4 protein-coding genes (1 of these 4 only partly in view) are annotated in these 17,288 nt (G+C 69.3%); 1 reads left to right on the top strand and 3 read right to left on the bottom strand.

The window, feature by feature from the left end:
- Window positions 1-1,395, top strand: a 1,395-nt coding sequence (locus tag ACT6XY_RS10050) for a preprotein translocase subunit SecA (protein ID WP_444748195.1), incomplete at its 5' end; no start/stop codon positions are given.
- A gap of 13 nt (window positions 1,396-1,408) precedes the next feature.
- Here the strand turns inward: ACT6XY_RS10050 and ACT6XY_RS10045 are convergent.
- The 3 genes in view from ACT6XY_RS10045 to ACT6XY_RS10035 are tightly spaced (at most 38 nt apart) and all read right to left on the bottom strand, a layout consistent with a single transcriptional unit that may run on beyond the window.
- Window positions 1,409-2,299, bottom strand: a complete 891-nt coding sequence (locus ACT6XY_RS10045) for an efflux RND transporter periplasmic adaptor subunit (RefSeq protein ID WP_444748194.1) — start codon at window positions 2,297-2,299, stop codon at window positions 1,409-1,411.
- The gene (locus tag ACT6XY_RS10040; protein WP_444748193.1) at window positions 2,296-2,610 is read right to left on the bottom strand and encodes a DUF3467 domain-containing protein; all 315 of its coding nucleotides are present in this window, start codon (window positions 2,608-2,610) and stop codon (window positions 2,296-2,298) included. Before ACT6XY_RS10040 ends, ACT6XY_RS10045 begins: the two co-directional genes overlap by 4 nt.
- 38 nt (window positions 2,611-2,648) lie before the next feature.
- A protein-coding gene (locus tag ACT6XY_RS10035) for an Ig-like domain-containing protein (RefSeq protein WP_444748192.1) crosses the window boundary here: on the bottom strand, window positions 2,649-17,288 show its 3' end. It continues 20,973 nt past the right edge of the window; 14,640 of the gene's 35,613 nt are visible here — the last part of the coding sequence; its start codon lies off the right edge, out of view; it ends in the stop codon at window positions 2,649-2,651.

Genomic DNA, 17,288 nt, shown 5'->3' with positions numbered 1-17,288 from the left:
GTCTACGGCTCGAACAAGGAGATGGCCTTCGACTATCTCCGCGACCGCATCGCGGCGCGCGGCCTCGCCACCGCAACGCGCGCGGCCGCTGCGCGCCTGCTGCCGACCGGCCGGGCACGACCGGCGCCGATCACGCAAGGTCTGGCCTTCGCGCTGGTTGACGAAGCCGACCTCGTGCTGATCGACGAGGCGCGCACGCCGCTGATCATCTCGGCGGCGGTCGGCGAGAGCGGAGCCGAACCTCCCTACGCTGCCATGCTGTCACTGGTTCGCGCACTGGAAGAGGGCGCCGATTACCGCATCGACCGGGCGCTGCGCCGGGTGGAGCTCACCGCGGCCGGCAAATCCCGCCTCGCCGCCGCCGGCGACGCCCTTGCGGCTGAGGAGAGGCCGGGCCCCTGGTCGCTCAAACGGGCCCGCGAGGACCTGGCGACGCAGGCTCTGAGCGCCCTGCATCTGTTCCACCGCGACCAGCACTATATCGTCGTCGAGGGGGAGGCGCGCATTGTCGACGAGGCGACCGGCCGCGTGATGGCCGACCGCAAATGGGAGCGCGGCCTCCAGCAGCTCGTCGAGACCAAGGAGGGCTTGGAGCCGAGCGTGCGCCGTGAGACCACTGGCCGCCTGACCTATCAGCAATGGTTCGGTCGCTATCTCTGGTTCGGTGGCATGAGCGGCAGCGCCGCCGAGGCCGGGCGCGAACTTCACCTCGTCTACGAGCGTTCCGTTGTGCGCATCCCGACCCACCGCCGCTCGCGCCGCCGCTGGCACGGCCTTCGGCTCTACGGCTCGCAACAGGCGAAATGGGTCGCCGTGTCCGAGCGCTGCCACCGCATGTCCGAAAAGGGCCGGCCGGTGCTGGTGGGCACGCGCAGCGTCAAGGACTCGGAGGCGCTGAGCGAGGTTCTTGCTGCGGCAGGCATCGCCCACCGGGTGCTGAACGCACGACAGGACGCCGAGGAAGCTGCGATCGTTGCCGAGGCGGGAGAGGCCGGACGCGTGACCGTGGCTACCGCCATGGCGGGGCGCGGCACAGACATTCGCCTGGACTCAGCGGCGCGCGAGGCCGGCGGACTGCATGTGATCCTCACCGGCTTCCACGAGAGCGGCCGGACCGATCGCCAGCTCTATGGCCGCGCGGGACGGCAAGGCGATCCCGGATCGGCCGAGGCGATCGTTGCAGTCGATGACGAACTCTTCCGCGACCATGCGCCCGTCGTCGCGCGCGCGCTGTCGTTCGGTCGGGCCGGGAGACTGCCCGCCCTTGTCGCGCGCGTGCTGAAGGCGGTGGCGCAGCGGCGCGCCGAGGCCAAGGCGCTGACCGGGCGCCGGCTGACGCAAAGTTCGGGCCGCAATCTCGAGAAGATGCTGGGCTTCGCCAATCGGCCGGACTGAGCCAATCCCCCCTTCAGCGCGCTGGCAGGGCCTCGAAGCGAATGCGGCAGCGCAGTCCCGCCGGGATCTCGTGGTTGGGGTTGGGCAGGGCCAGGCGAACGCCGAAGGTTCCGCTGGCGGCGTCGATGACGCGGTCGATCACCGTCACGCGCGCCTCGTAGGATCCGCCCACCGGCGCTTCGGGGCTGACGCGGGCGATCGCACCGACCCGCGTCTGCCCGTAGAGCGCCACCGGCGCGAAGACCTCCACGTGCAGCGGATCGATGCGCGCCAGAGTGAGCATGTGCGACTGCTCGTTGCGATGCTCCCCCGGCTGCATGTTGCGCTCCACAACCACCCCGTCGATGGGCGAGACGACCCGCCGCTGCTCGAGCACCGCCAAGGCGCGATCGGCCTCCACCCGCGCTGTTTCCATGCCGGCCTCGGCGTCGCGCAGGGCGGACAGCGCCACACGTTGCTCAGACACGGCCTCGTCGAACTGGCCCTGTGTCAGCGCGCCGGCATTGGCGCCGCGCAGGCGGGTCAACCTTTCGAGCGTGCGCTCGGCGCGCTCCAGCTTGGCCCGCGCACTATGCACCGGCTGGTCATTGGCGGCGCGGATGCGGGCAGCACGCAGCTGCGCCTCCTCCACGTTCGACTCCATTTCGACGAGCACCTGTCCGGCGTTGACCCTGTCACCCCGGTCGACATGGACGCGTGCCACCAGCCCGGAGACGGCCGCGCTCAGCTTCACCCGGCTCTGCGCGTCGATCAGGCAGTCGAGGTCGAGGTCGGAGAGGCGGGCGGACGGAGGCAGTCGAACCGGCGCCGACGCGGGTGTTTGGGCGACCGCGGGTAGCGCATCGACGGACAGGAATCCGACAAGGACTCCGGCGAGCGCAAGTGCGTTCGCCCCGCGCCTCATCGCAGCTCCCCGTAGCGACGCTCATGCTCGGCAATGAGTTCGCCCAGCACCAGATGCAGGCGCTTGGCCGCATGCGGATTGAGGATGATGCGGTGGTGCAGCTCGACGTCGAAGGCCTTGCGGCCCTGATCCCAGTTCTGGTTGATCCCGAAGTTCAGAACGACCTCCTCGCGGGTCGAGGAGGCGTTGCAGATGTTGCAGTAGGTACTCTTCAGGCGGCTGGCATTGACCTTGACCGGCGGCTCACCGGGCTTCGCTGGCGCGGAGCGTGCGGCCTTCGGCTTGGATGGGCGGCTTTCAGCATCGGTCATTGGCGGAACTGCTTTCATCTGGGCGGGCGGATGGCGCGTCAGGGCGCGGGCGGTCCGGCTCGGCCATCGGAACCTGCGGCGGCGCCCCAGTCAATGTGCGGAGCACCGCCCGCTTCGTCATCGGAGCCATCATGCGGAGCACCGGCTCTCCCCCTTAGGCCGACGCCCGGACGCCCGGACGGGCGGACGAGGCCAACCAGCCCGAAGCCCAGCACGAAGGGGATGGCCGCAGCAGCATCCTGTGTCCCATCCGTCGCGGGCCCCGACGCGGACAAAGACGACAGGTCGACCTCGGCACCTCGCGCCGGCGCTTGAGCGCGGCGCCAGGCGGGTTCGGGCGTGGCGGGATCGGGCGCCGGCGGGGCCGGCGGATCGGTCGACATCGAGGGTGGCGCTGGCATGGCCGGCCGCTCGCCGGTGACGCTGGCGCCGAAGCCATCGCGCGCGAGGAGTTCCCTGATCTCCTCAAGGTCGATCGGGCGGTCGAACTGCGGTGGCAGATAGCACAGATTGCCCGGTCTCCCGCCACCCGTTGCCAGACCCGGCGTGTTGGTGCCGGGCGCCAGGCGGCGCTGGATGACATCGGTGAGCGTCTCGATTCCGCGGTCACCAACCACCATGTCGGGGCGCGCCACGGGGTCGGAAAAACCCGTGTCGGCGGCGGCCTTCGCAGCCGGCGGCCCCCCCGGCACGGCCGAGCCTTGCACCGGAGCGGGTGTGGGGACAACCGGAACGCCCGGCGACGTCGGCGTCACAGGATCGACCGGCGGCAGTGGCGGCGCGATCAGCGCAGGGTCGATGCGGCGCCAGGCGGCGAAGCCGGACTCGCCGGCAGCGGGGGCGGCGATCAGCGCCTCATCGCCCGCGTCGAGCCGGGCATTGGCGTCGGCGTCTCGCGTCAGACCCGTCACGACAACGGCCTGCGAATCCAAAGTTTCGGTAGCCTCGCCGTTGACCCGCTCCAGCCGGGCGGTCAGCAGGCGCTCGGCCCCGTATGGGGTGGCAGGGTCGGTGACGCCGGTCAGCCGCAACACCTCGCGGGCACCGGCGGGCAGGGGCGCGGTCAGTGTCACGCTGATGCGTGCTGTCGCCCGCCCAGCGCCCGTGCGCTCGGTTGAGAATGCAATGGTGGCTCCACGCGGCAGGTCCCTGCCAGCCCGCGCGCCCGTCAGCGTCATCGCCGTCGGATCGTAGTCGACCGCCATGTCGAACGACAGGACGCCGCCGACGCTTGCGAGCGTCATGGCGAGGCCCTCGCGGCCCTCGCTCCCCACCAGAGCCGCACCTGGCGGGGCGACCGAATCGCCGATTCGAACGCCGACGCCGATTGCCCTGGTGGAGAACGACGCGGCGAAGTCGTCGCCGATCACACCGTCGCCGTTGCCGTCGAGCGCCCCGCGCGCGCCATGGAAGGCGTCCGCTCCCGAAACGAGGCGCACCCGGTAGACGCCGGGATCAAGCATCAGGCCGGTGCGCACGAAGCCAAACCCGCGCCCGTCGGGGTCAAGGATCATGTTGCCGGCAACAGTTTTGCCGGCTTCGTCGACGAGCTCCAGATCTGGCCCGGACGGATCACCCCAGAGACCCACCGTGGACGGATCGAAGGCGTCGTTGAAACGCACCGTGAAGCCGGTCGCGGTTGGCGCAAACGCCACCACGGTGAGGTAGAGAGACCGGGCATCGACGCGCGGCCCGTCAAAGCGGAACAGACCGTCCTCGTTCTCCACCGCGAGGGTGATCGGCTTGATCCCAGGCAGGCGATAGATGTGGCTGGCGGCGCGCGCCTCACCGGACAACCGCTCGATGACGCCGTCGCCCCAGTCCACGACGACGGCAGCGACGTGGTCGGCTCCGCGATCGGAAAGGCTCCAGGTCAGGTGGTAGGGCTCGCCGAGCACCGCTTGCGCCAGTCCGTCGGCGACCAGGACGGGCGCCACGTCGTCGACCTGGACGACGAGCGTCGAGACCGCGGCACTGCCGGCTGAATCGGACGCCTTGACGGCCAGACGCCAGGTCTCGGTACCGTCGGCCGGGATGAAGGTGATGACCCCTGTCAGCGGATCGATGGTTGCGCCGGGAGGCGGATCGATCAGGGCATAGGCGATCGTGTCGCCCGCGTCAGGGTCGCGTGAGAAGGCCTGCACCCGCAAGGTCTCGCCCTCTCGGATGCGCACGTCGGCGCCGAACTCGCCGAAGACCGGCGGGGCCGGCGGATCGTTGACGCCGACGATCGTCACGGTCGCGATGGCCTGGCCGACAAGTCCGAAACGGTCGGCTATGGCGAAGACGACTTGCTCGACCGCACGGGCGCCCTCGGGGAGCGGGCGGTGCTGCAGACCCGGATCGTAGACGAGCGCCAGTCCGTCGAGCGAGAAACCCGCCGGCGGTGTGCCGACCAAGGACAATGTGTAGGGCTCGCTCGGGTCGACACCTGCGAGCGTGGGGACGAGGCGCACCGGCGGCGAATCGGCGCGGATTTCGACCGCCAGATCGGCGACCCGCGGCGGCGTTCGGGATCCCTCGATGGTGATATGGACCGTCGCCTCGGCAGCCGCGCCGGAAGCGTCCGTCACCCGATAGACAAAGCGGTCGATCGCGGTCTGGCCCCGCGCCAGTCCGTCGAATGCGCCGGCCGGATCATAGAGGAACCGGCCGTCGGCGGTCTGTGTGACGCGGCCGCGCGCGCCGGCAGCGTCCAGCGTCACCGTGAGCGGGTCGCCGCTGTCCGGATCGGCGATGACGGGAGCGAGCAGGAGGGGCGTCACCGGGTCGGTCGCGACGGTCAGGTCGCGTGCATTCGGCGGCTGGTTGACGCCCGTGAGGCGGATGCGCACGACGCCTTCGGTGTTCGCCCCGGCGCGATCCGTCACGACGTAGCGGATCGTCTCCACCGCCGTCTCGCCGGCTCGCAACGCGCGGAAGGCGGAACCCGGATCGTAGGACAGCCGGCCATCGGGCGCGAGCGACGCAACACCCTTTGTGCCGGTCCCGTCGAGCACGATCGTCAGGGCGTCGCCCGCATCGACGTCGTCCGCTGGAAGCGAAATCAGCAACGTCGGGCCCGCCTCGGTCGTCGACGTCTCGATGGAGCCGGCGCGGGGAGCGTCGTTGACGCCGCGTATGGTGACGTTGACACGGGCGCTGGCCTCGCGGCCGAACGCGTCGGTCACGGTGTAGCCGAAGCCGGTGATGACTGTGGCCCCGGCTGCCAGGTCCTCGAAGGCTCCTGCAGGGTCGAAGACGATCTGGCCGGCCTCCAGGCGCGCGACGCCGCGGAGACCCGCCGTGTCGAGGCTGAGAACGGCGCCCTCGCTCACGGGTAGCGAGACGTTGGGCGTCACGACGACCGCCGGGCCGTCTTCCTCGGCGACCGCCGTCACGTCAAAGGCCACCGGTCTTGCGGGGTCGACTGTCGCGGACAGCCGGACGTCATCGAAGACCGCACGGCTGCCGGCGCGGCCGAGGCCGACGAGGTCGAGAGACAGGAGGGCGACCGTTCCCGGTGCGAGGCCGGCGAGGTCGACCACGAAGGTGACAGGCCGGTCGGCGGGCAGCTTGGCTCCCGGCGGCAGGTCGAGCGCGGTGACCCGCGAGGCGAGGCGCATCGACCCGTCGGCCTGCACGTTCAGGAGCGCGTCGGTGCGGGCGAGGCCGACCACGCCGGCGAGCGGACGGCCGTCGGCGCCGGTCAGCGCCACCTCCAGCGCGTCGGGCGGCGCCTCGGGACCATTGGAGGCAAAGACTGCGCTCGACAGGGTGAAGGTGAGATAGCGCGCGCCGGTGAGCGTGAAGCTCTGGCTCGCGCCCGCCATGACTCGCGCGCCCTCGCCAAGGACAAGCTGGCCGCCCTCCACCGCCGCCGCGCCGCGCAGGCGCCATCCGAAGCCGGCCGCCGCCGGATCGGCGAGCGCGAAGTCGCCGTTGGCCAAAGATCCCCCACCCGCCGCAGCGAGCAGCGAGGCGGATGCGGGGGCGAGGATGGGCGGACCGGAAGAGTCGAGCCATTTCGGCGTCACGGCGCCATAGAGCGGCACCCCAAAGGTCTCGACCGTCGCAGGGTCGACCGTTCCCTCGTCGGCGAAGGCGACATCCGCCCGGCCGCTTGGGCCAAACGGGTCGGCTGAGCCCGTGACGATCGTCGTGCCGAAGACCTGCCCAGGCAGCGGCGTCGGCCGACGGTCGGTCGGGCTTCCGTTGAAGAACCACGTGTCAGTGGGGGCGTCGTAGCCGAAACCCGTGTTGGCACCGGCGAAGATGAGCCGGCCGGCAGTCGTATCAAGCCTCACCTCGAAATAGCCCAGAGCCTGGTATTGATTGCTCCTCATCTTCCAGTCATGCAGCAGATAGGTTCCTGCGGCTCTTGCGTCTTTGCGTTGAAGTCCTGTTTCTTCAAGGGCTCCAGTATCGTCCGGCACGGTCGATTGATTGAAAGCCGCCCACAAGATCTGCGTCTGGAGACTATTGAAACCATTTGGCCCCAGGTTGAACGACATGCGGTTTGGTGTCGTAACGATCTGGGAAAACGCCTTCGCACCGTCGAAATTGTCCGTGTAGTCGTCGAACAGACCGAACCGATGGCCAAATTCGTGCGCCAGCAGCGTGCCGAAGCCCCGTCCCCAGATTTCGCGCGTCTTGGCCGCGTCCGCACCGCGCGTGTTCTGGCGCTCGTATTGGCGCAGACGCCCGTCGACTGCGATCCACAGGCCGTCCTCCCGATCACCCACTGGATTATCGTAACCAAGGAGATTCAGAGACCGGTCGATGAAGTATCCGAGCTGGCCGGGAGCGAGCTCCTTCTTGAAGGCATCAGCGAAATCTGCACCGGGGTAGGCGACGCTGGGCTGGGTGCGCGTCAAGGCATTGGCGACCAGCGCAGAGAAGGAGAAGTCCTGCTGTGCGTAGGACCGGCCGACGGCGTCAATGAGTGAGCCGTCCGGAGCCTTTTCGTCACCGATGGGCCGGCGGCGGAAGGTGGCGGCCTTGCCCTCCCGCAGGTCTGCGGTGGCGACAGGCTTGCCATTCGCCTTCGACATGAAACCTGCATTCGCGGCGCCGCCGCGCACGATGAGTTCAAGGGCTCCGGCTTTCAGGAAGGCGCCGTAGTCCTCCTGGATCACGTTCAGCAGCGCGGTCTCAAAGGTCGCCCATTGCGCTTCCTCGATTTGCCGCGCGTGCAACGGAATGCTGGCATCGGCCTTCAACGTGAAGGTTGACAGAAGGATCGGATAGCCGCCGCCGGGGCGAACGAGTTCGTTCAGATCGACCCTGTAGTCATCGCTCAGGGTTCCGTCGGCACGTGGGAAATCCGTCTCCGTGATCGTCTTTTTAGTATAGACCGCCGGAACTTCAGTTCCAGCCTGGATGGCTGCGAGACGCGCGTCAATATTCTCGAAGAGTTTTCGATCCTCTTCAATCTGCCACTCTTGGTAGAACGCCGCATCGCGCAGGACCTGCGTGATCTCCTCGCGGAGCGCGGCAATATCGATGATCATCCGCTGTGTCTTGGCTTTGAAGGCCGTCAAGCGAACCAGTCCAACCTGCGTTCCGGATCCGGTGGAGAACCGGATGTGAACCTGGTCGAACAACTTGCCGTCGTCCGCCCCGGTTATCAGCTTCGGCGTGTAGCGCACCACCGAAAAATCGGGTTTCGTCGCGTGGCTGACCACTTGGAAGGAGGATGTTGCATCCGGTACGCCGGTGGCGGGGACAAGGGTGATGGAGAGCCGCGCCGGATTGTAGACAAGAAGCTCGCGGGTGGTCTGGGCACGCGTATGTGGCAGGACGATTTCGCTGTTGGGTACGGCATCGGCGAGATCGAAGAAGGGATGGATGACGTCGGAGGACCTCAGGACGCGAGGCGTCGGGGGGGGCGGCGGCGGCGGGGCGTTCGGGTCGGGGTTCGATTGCGGCGGAGCGACCAACTCCGTCGAGGCGAAGTCCAGGCGGATCGAAAAGATGAGAACCTGTTCGTCCACCAGCTTCTTCCGGACGTCCTCGGCAAGACTTTCCGTCAGGACGACTTTCATTTTCTGGCCGGCGGCGAGACGCACGAATGCGCGGAACTCCTTGTCGGTGTTGATCGAATAGAAGTCGTCACTCTCCGGAGAGGCCTCTACGCCGCCGAGGGTGGCCCGTACGGACAGAACGGCACCGGTGGCCGCATCGAGGAACTGCACGCGAAGGGCGACGTTTGGCGCGATCCGGAGCGCCAGTTCATGGGCGTAAGCCAGCGCGGGGGTGAAGTACTCGCCCTTCTGGACACCGCGCTCAATCACGGATGGGGGTACCGGATTGGCCATGGCCGGCGCCGTGGCCGGCGAATCCGGCCCGCCGCTCGGGCCCCCGTCGGCGCCCGCCGGCAAATTGGTTTCGGGGAGGAATTCGAGATCGCCGAGTGACGGATCGGCGAGGAACACCACACCTTCGTCATTACCGGAATCGTTGTCGGTCACGTTGAGCGTGCCGAAGACGATGTTGTCGATGACCGCCACGGCGTTGCGCGCCGGATCCTCGACACGGAAGGCGAAGATGCCGACCTTGCCGCCGAGGCGCGAGATGTCGACGGCGGCGACCTCAAAGCGGGCGCGCTCTCCGTCGAGCTTCGCCGCCGGCAGGTCGATCCGGGCGAGTTCGACCGGCGTCGCGAAGGAGCCGTCGGCCATGAGCTCCTTGAAGGTGACGACGATGACGCCCGTTCCGGAGAGGCCGAGCGGCGCGGCGCCCTGGTAGAGGAAGTCGAGCGGCTTGTAGGCGAAGGAGAGGACCTGCTCGTCGGCCGGCACGAGCATGGGATTGTGCTCCAGGCCGAGCGGATCGGCAGAACCCAGCCGGTAGCCGTAATTGGTCGCATTGGCCTGCAGCCAGGCGATCACTTTGGAGATCGTCTCGATCCCACTGTTCAGGAGGCTCGGCTTGAACGTCTCGGCGACGCCCTTGATGCCGTTCTTTTCGAAGGCCGCCGAGACGACCCGGCCAAAGGCCAGGGCCTCGTCGCGCAAGGTCTCGCTCTGCAATAGATCGCCGATCAGCCGTGCCGCCTCCACGCCGAGGGCTTTCAGATACTCGATGCCGCCGCCGGCCCCGGCCCCCGCCGACAGCGCGCCGGCGGTCATCTGCACGACCTTGCCGGCGAAGGCGCGGGCCTTCACGACATCCGGATCGGGCTGGCCATTGGCGCCGTTCGGCTCGACCCCGTTCTGGGCAAGGAAGGCGTCGAACGCCTCCACGTCGAAATCGGGCATCAGCTTGGCGCCCTGCAGCGGATCGTTCGTCCCCCCCTGCAGCGACCAGCCGGGCATCTCGAAGGTGGTGCCGACGATCACCGGGAAGCGGCCGTAGATCGGCCGGACCGACGCCTCGAAGTCGCCGTTGTAGAAGACCGCCGAGCCGGTCGGCAGCGTCGCGCGTGAGCCGGGCACCTGGGCCGGGCGCAGGCCGGAGCCGCCGCCGAGCCAGGAATAGAACCATCCGGAGCCGGTCCCTTCCCAGGCCGCCAGGTCTGTCTTGGGATCGACGATCGCGTTGGTCGGATTGGTGGTCGCTTCGAAGGCGCGATACCAGCCGCCGTCGATGCGGCTTGGCCCCGCACCCGGGGACGGCAGCGCCTGGGGCGGCCGGTAGCGCGAGACATGCGCGAGCTCGGTCTCCAGTTTCGTGCCGTAAGCCGCCGCGACGCGTTGCACCGCGTCGGAGCGCAGGAAACCGGTGAGATCAAGGATGCCGGTGTTCAGCTGGCCGTTCAAAATCTCGATCCAGCTGCGGTCGCCGGTCTCGCGCTCGGTGTCGTAGTTGCGGTCGGAAAGGCCGCGGAAGATCCGGTCGACCGGCAGGATGGGCCGACCTGCGATGGTCGTCCCAGGCTGCACGCCCGTGGCCGACAGATCGGCGGTGCCAATGTACCAGGACACGACACGCCGATGGACGGAGCCGAAGCCGGCCGTGCCGAGGAAAGCATCATCCTCCACGAAGCCTGGCCGGCCGCGCAGGTTGAGGTCGATCTCGGCGCGTCCGCCGCTGAACGGAACGCCTCCCGCGACGAGGTATTTGGCCCTACCGGCATCGTCGATCGCTCCGCCCGACTGGCCTGCAGGGACGGTCGAAATGGCGCGGCCGTTCGGCGTGAAGGTGAAATAGGGGATGTCCCCGATCGCTGCGGCGAGGCGGCCAAGGCTCGACTGGGTCTGCCCCTCCGGCGGCGGCGCGCCATATTTCTGCGCCTCGGCACGAACGTAGTCCCATAAGACCCAGCCTTCCGGCTGGGCGTCGGGGGTCTCGCGGGCGAGGTCCTGGTAGTAATTGTCGGCGAAGCTGATCCCGTTCCAGACCTGGACCCGCGGATCGCCGAAATCGCCATAGCGCAGCGTTTGCCAGCCCATGATCTGCACGAGCGCCTGGGCAGCGCTGGCGGCGGCGGAGATCTTGGAGAAGACCAACGCCAGGGGCGGCGCCTCGGCAGCCGTGGCCGCCGCGGCCACGCTGGCCCCAACCTGGGCGGCGGAGATCAGCTTGGCCAGCGGCACATCCATGGAAGGCTGCTGGAAGTCGTGCGGATCGAGCGTCGTCACCTGCAGGTCGGGCGGTCGGGGGCCGCCATAGCGCAGCAGCCGCTCCACCACCTCGCTGTTGACCGATGCGCCGCGGCCCTGCCCGATGAAATGCAGCGGCGAAGCGAACAAGGCACCTTCCACGGAGCCGTTCAGCGCGTAGAGCTGTGCGAAGAAGGCGTCGGCCGCGGCCTCGGCGAAGCCGGTGTCGGTGATCGCGGCGTCGCGCGTCCAGTCGCCGATGAGGACCAGCGACTTGCCGCGCGCCGCGTCGATCGTCGTGGCGCCTTGCGAGATGGGGACCCAGACCGGTCCGCCCTCGCGCCAGCGCGGATTGTACTGGAACGCCGCACCGTCGGTCACGCGCGTGATCGCGTCGGCGAGCAGGCGCGTCATGTCGCTTTCCCGGTCCTCCATGAACGGTGCGGTGCCGCCGCCCGGCATGAGGATGGTCACGCCCTGATAGGGATAGGTCGCCTCGCCCTCGCGCGGTCCGGACGCCGTGGCGAACTCCTGCGAACGCCGATAGGTACGGCCGCCATAGTCGACCTCGACACCCCAGTTGACCACCTGCCCCCGGGTGAGCGGCGTGGTCAGCGTGAAGCTGTAGTCCTCGCCGATCTCCCTGGCCGCGAAGCGCTTCTGGAAAATGCGGTTGCGATTGCCGTCCAGCGCAGTCTCGGCGCCGGGCGCATCGTCCAGCGGCCGGGGCGAGAAGCCAGCGGCGGCGAGCTCGGCCTCCAGTTCGGCGGTGTCGGCGGGGAACAGGCCCGCACCGCGGCCGGCGAGCGCGACGAAGAGCGTCGTCGGTGCCGAGCGGTTCTCAAGTCGCCATTTGAACGTCACGGTCGGCGCGTCGATCGTCTCGCCTTGTGACGGCGCGAGGAGCTTCAGGAAGAAGCTCTGCGCGTCCATGCCCCGCGGATAGCCGCCGACGCCGAGCGGCGCATAGGGAGAATCCGGAGTGGACGGGCGCTCGACGGCCACGTCGCCATCCCGGTAGATCGCATAGTCGGCGCCCACGTCGATCGCGGTCTCGACGCCACTCCGGCGGACGTCGTTGCGATCGATCGGGCCGTAGGAGACCAGGGGGGTGGTGCTCTTCAACTCGAAGTCGTTGAGCGGCTGGCGGGCGACGAAGAACGGGCCCAGGCGGCCGCTGGCCTGCGGGTTGGTCAGGAAGTTGACCTGCGAGATCAGGGCGTCGACGTTGTAGCCGAACACCGCGCGCTTGCCGGTCATCGACACGTAAATCGTGTCGCCGCTGGAGGAGAATCCGAGCCCCTGCGCAATGCCGAAGGGGATGCCCCGCGTTGCGGCGAGGATTGCGGGAGCGGCTGTGCGCGAGCCCGCCAGCTGGGCGGCCAGCACGGCGGCGCGTGAGCCGAACGGCGCCGGGATGACGCCGATACTGGAACCGATCGGCCGCAGCGGCGCGGCGTTGGGATCGTGGGAGCGGGCTGTCTCGTCCAGCGTCCCGTCGGTGTAAGGTTTGTAGCGGTTGTAGGACAGGACGAAGGCGTAGCGGTCATCGTCGGTGAAGACGACATCGTAGGCGTTGTTCACGTCGAACGTGTCGAGACGGGCGCGGCGGTTCAGGTCACCGCCCAGGAGACCTCCGCCGGCGAGGAGTGCCGGGATGTCGGTGCCGCTGAGGGCAGTCGCTCCCAGGCGCCGCTCCTGCACCTCCATTTTGACGATCTGGTCGCCAACCCACAGGTCGCCCTGCTGCTTGAGGAAGACGAGGCCGGCGCCTTCGTTCGAACGGTCGGTGACCACGATGCGCGCGCCCCCGGGGGCGACGCGGGTTTGCACGTTGATCGGCTCGGAGAAGCCGGCCGTCGCCCCCCCCGGCGTGCGCACCTCCTTGATGACCTGCACGGCATTGGCGGCCAGATCGCCGGCTGCCCCCGGCGCGCGCACCGCGTCGGCATCGCTGGGCAACGTGACCACGATCAGCGCCCCGGGGCCGGTCGCGTCCGTCATGGTCGTGCCACCCACGCCAGGCGCAGCAATGGCAAGCTGCTTGCCGTCCGGCGTCAGCGCGATCCCCCGCAGGCCCGCGCCCATGTCCGGTACACGCCAGGTGCGTACATGCTTGTTGTAGGTCGGCGATTTCGGGTCGACGTCGATCACGTAGATCGCGCCGGCATAGGCGTCGGTGACATAGGCGAGGCCGTTCGCCCCGATTGCGATACCCCACGGTGAGGCCGCCAGTCCGCCGGCGTTTTTCAGGACGATGGGCTCGATTGCGGCAGTCGTCGGATCGGCGTCGACTTGTCGGAACGTGGCGAGGTCGACCATCGCGACGGCGCCGCGGTTACGAAGGGTGACGTAAGCGCGGCCGTCATCGCCGGTGATGGCAACCTCGTTGGGGAAGGCACCGGCTGCGGCCGCATCGGGCGTGCCGTCCGAGCCGAGGAAGCCGATCGGCACGCGCGCGACGATTTCGCTGACGATCCGATCCTCGCCCGTCTCGGGGTCCTTGATCTTCTTTTCCTGGATCAGCGCGAGGAGGTCGGCGCGGGCGGTCGAGCCCTCGCCGAGGGTGCCGCGCTCCACCGCCACGGCGGTGAGCTGGGCCGGCGACGCGTGAACCGCTACCTCCGAGCGGCGCACGCGCACGTCCTGGACGATGCCGGTGTCGGCGTCGACCCGCGCCGTCGGCGTGATGGCGAGGGCGCCGAACTCCTGCCTCACGGTGATGACGGCGAGCGGCGTCCCCGACAGCGGGATCTGCGGCGGAGGCAACACCACGAGACGGTCGCGCTTCTCCGTGTCGATGTCGGCTGCCACCGCGATGGGCTTGACGAGATAGGCCGAGCCGGCGCGCAGCACGGCGTCGGTGCGAACCGCGCCGTGCTCGTCGAACAACGCCTTGGCGATCTCCTCGTCGGTGGCGTTTCCGAACAGCACGCGCGCATCCAGCCCGACATCCACAAGGTTATCGCCGACGACTTCCAGCTCGGCCCCTACCGCACCGCCGTCCGGTGGCGCGCGGAACTTCACGTCCGTCGACCGGATCGACGGCGCGGCCGGATCGACGCCCGGCAGCTTGGCGAAGAGGCGGGGCTCGACCTTGTTCACTTCGCCGGCCTTGACGTCGACGCTGAAGGCGGCGGCGTCGAAGGAACCGTCGGGCGTGATCGGCTGGGCGCGGACGGTGTGCAGGCCGCTCGGCAGAGTCAGCACTGGGCTGCCGCCCATAAACGACGCGGCGGCAAAGAGCGCAACGCCCCCGAGCGCAACCGCAAAAACGGGAATGATGGCAGGGGCGCTGACGATCAGCGACACGACGCCGAAGGCCACCGTCCCGCCGGCGAGGCCGAGTGCGCCAACCCAAAAAGTGCCGCTCTGGACGATCTCGACCGCTGGCGGCGTGGTGGTCCGGGCGATGCCGTCCTCGCCGACAACGCCCCAATCCATCTCCATGAACCCGCGTGTTTCGACACCGCCGACAGGTACCTTCACCTCGCGGTAGAACCTCACCTGCGTGCCGGGGGCAAGCGTGGTCGGCAGCGACAGCTGCAGGGGTGCCGAGGCCGGCAGGTCGCCGATGTCGAGACGAAAGCCTCCGACGAAGCCGATGCCGGTCGAGGCGTCGAAGAACGGTGTCGTCAGGTCCGCGCGGGTCAGCGTGGTAATCACCGGCGTGACGGGACCGGGGAAGGCGCCAGGCGCCACCGCCACCTCATAGCCCTCGGCGTTGCGCACCGCCCCGCCGGCCGCCGTCACCGTGGTTCCGTTGGCCGCCACTGCCACGACCTTGACCGGTATGCGCGCCTCGGCGCCGCGGAACAGCGCGGTCACCACGGTCTCGCCCGGGCCGACCGCTTTGATCAGCCCGTCGGGCGTGACGGTGGCGACCCGCTCGTCGCCGACCACGTAGCGCGCGCCGGCGGCCGCCGAGGACACGTCGGTCTCGACGTCTCGCGCCGAACGGTAGAGCCGGATCTGCCGCTCGCCACGATCGGCAGACAGCGTCACAGCGTCCGGATAGGCGTCGAGGCCGAGCGCCTGCAGAACCTGATCCTGCAAGTCTTCGCTCGCACCAACTGAGACGGCGGTGGCCACTTTAATTTGGCCTCGACGGGCCTCGATCACGGCGAAGCCCTGCCCGACGCCGGTCAGCCGGCCGGCAGCGTCGATCGTCGCGACCGAGGGGTCGGACGAGGAGAAGGTTACGTAGTCCGGTGTCAGCGCCAGGCCGCGCCTGTCCTCGAAGGCGCCAATCACCGCGAGGTCGAGCCGGCCGCCGATGCCGATGGTCGGATTGGGCGCGGCAAAAGACAGGCCGACCAGCCGGCTTCGGCCGACGTCGATGACGATCTCCGCCGGCGAGCCGCGGCCGTAGCCGTCGTCACCGGCAAGCGTCACGACCGCCTGACCAACGAAGCCCGTCTCGGGGCGGAACTCGATCGACCTGCCGTCGGCGGACAGTCGCGCCGTCCCGCCGCGCGCGCCGAGGATCAGCGCATGCATGCGGTCACCCTCGGCATCGCTGAGCGCCTCAGCGACCGGGATGACGAGCGGCACACCTTCGTAGGTCGAGAACGTGCGGGTCGGCGCCACGACGGGTGCGGCATTCGGCCGATAGCCGAAGGCGGCGCGCGCCAGCGCCCTGTCGGCGACCGTCACCGTCCCGTCGCGGTCGACGTCGGCGCTCTGGCGATAGCCGGCGTCGCCCGGCCGCGAGCCGAGTGCCGCGTCGAGCGCGGAAAGGTCACGCCCGTCGACGCGGTCGTCGCCGTCCACGTCTCCCGCCGCGAGGAGCGTGACGCGGTAGCTGCCCGCCCCGGCGACGGTCAGAAGTTTCAGCCCAGGCTCGCTGATGCGGAACAGCGCGAAGGCCCGGGCGCCCTCGACGCGCGAGGCGATGGCGGCAAGCCCCTCGACCACCGGGATGGACGGCGCGGCCGCGCCCGCCAACGCCTCGACTTCCACCGCAATCATCGCAGCGCCGCCGTCGGCGCTCGTCGCCTCGGACGGGCGCACCATGAAGGCGAGGCGAGCCGGGTCACCCGGCGCAGCCAAGGCCGTAGCGGGCTGACCGAGATACTCGGCCGCTCCACCAAGCGACGCGTCCAGTGCCTCGACGCCTCCGCCAATCAGGACGTGGCCAGCCGCACCAGTTGCCACCAGCAGGCCGGCCGGGCCATAGCCGTAGAGGTCGTTGAATCCGTCGGTGAGGTCGCGCACCACCTCGAGCCGGCCCCTGCCGTCATAGCCGTAAATGATCGTTCCGCCGTCAGGGCGCGTCAGGGCGACGATCCGTCCACCCGCCCCGCGCTGGAAAGTCACCGCATCGCCATTTGCGGCCGAAAGGCCGGAATCCGACACGTCGATGCGTTCGCCCGAGACGAAGCGGATGGAGCGCACATCGCCCGCCCCTCCGAGGCCGTAGACCGTCCCGTCCTGCCCGGCGAGGCGGAAACTCTCGCCTGCGGCGCGCGCCGGATTGAAGGCGAGGCCCGTCGCGAGGTCGTACAGGCGATCGCCTGCCCGGGCGAGCAGCCGATCGCCGGCCGTCAGGCGCCAGCTGACGCCGGCGTCGGCGACGAAGGCGGCGCGGTAGGCGAGGAGCCCCGCGATTCGCACTTCGACCGGCGCGAAAGTGAACCCAACGCGCTCTCCGGTCGGCGCCGTGAGATAGACCCGCGTGCCGATCTCGAAAGGTGCCTCGCCGCCCTCGCCAAGGCCGGCGTCGGTCTCCAGCCGCATGTCGGCGAGAACCAGTCGCCACCCTGGGCCCAAATCGCCGGCTGCTCCGGGGACGAGGCTGTCGTATTGGCGGGTGAGCGCGATGTCGCGTCCGCCGAGCCTCACGACGGCGTCGGTGACGCTCTCAAGGATGCGGCCGGGGTTGTCCGTCGCGGCAAGCTCGACCACCGTCTCCACGACCGTGCGCCTGCCGGCGAGGTCGAGCGCCGTGAGGCGCATGACGTAGAAGCCGCTTTCGAACAGGCTCGGATCCAGGGTGGCGATGGTGCCCTCGACGTTGGTGACGCCCGTGGCGAGCACGCGGCGCGTGGCGCCGCCCGGGCGACCGATGTCCAGGGTCCAGGAGTCCAGCGAGGCGTCGGCGACGCGCGCGACGACTGCAGTCGCCCCGGCGAGCGGGCCGCCGAGCCCATC

The sequence above is a fragment of the Phreatobacter sp. genome (assembly GCF_052440005.1).
In the GTDB taxonomy this organism is placed as follows: domain Bacteria; phylum Pseudomonadota; class Alphaproteobacteria; order Rhizobiales; family Phreatobacteraceae; genus Phreatobacter.
The sequence above is the reverse complement of the archived record's forward strand: the minus strand, read 5'-3'. Positions and strand labels throughout refer to the sequence as shown.

What these genes read in the sequence shown, in the direction of transcription:
- ACT6XY_RS10045 (WP_444748194.1), bottom strand. Translation starts at nt 2,299, where the DNA reads ATGAGGCGCGGGGCGAACGCACTTGCGCTCGCCGGAGTCCTTGTCGGA.
- ACT6XY_RS10040 (WP_444748193.1), bottom strand. Translation starts at nt 2,610, where the DNA reads ATGACCGATGCTGAAAGCCGCCCATCCAAGCCGAAGGCCGCACGCTCC.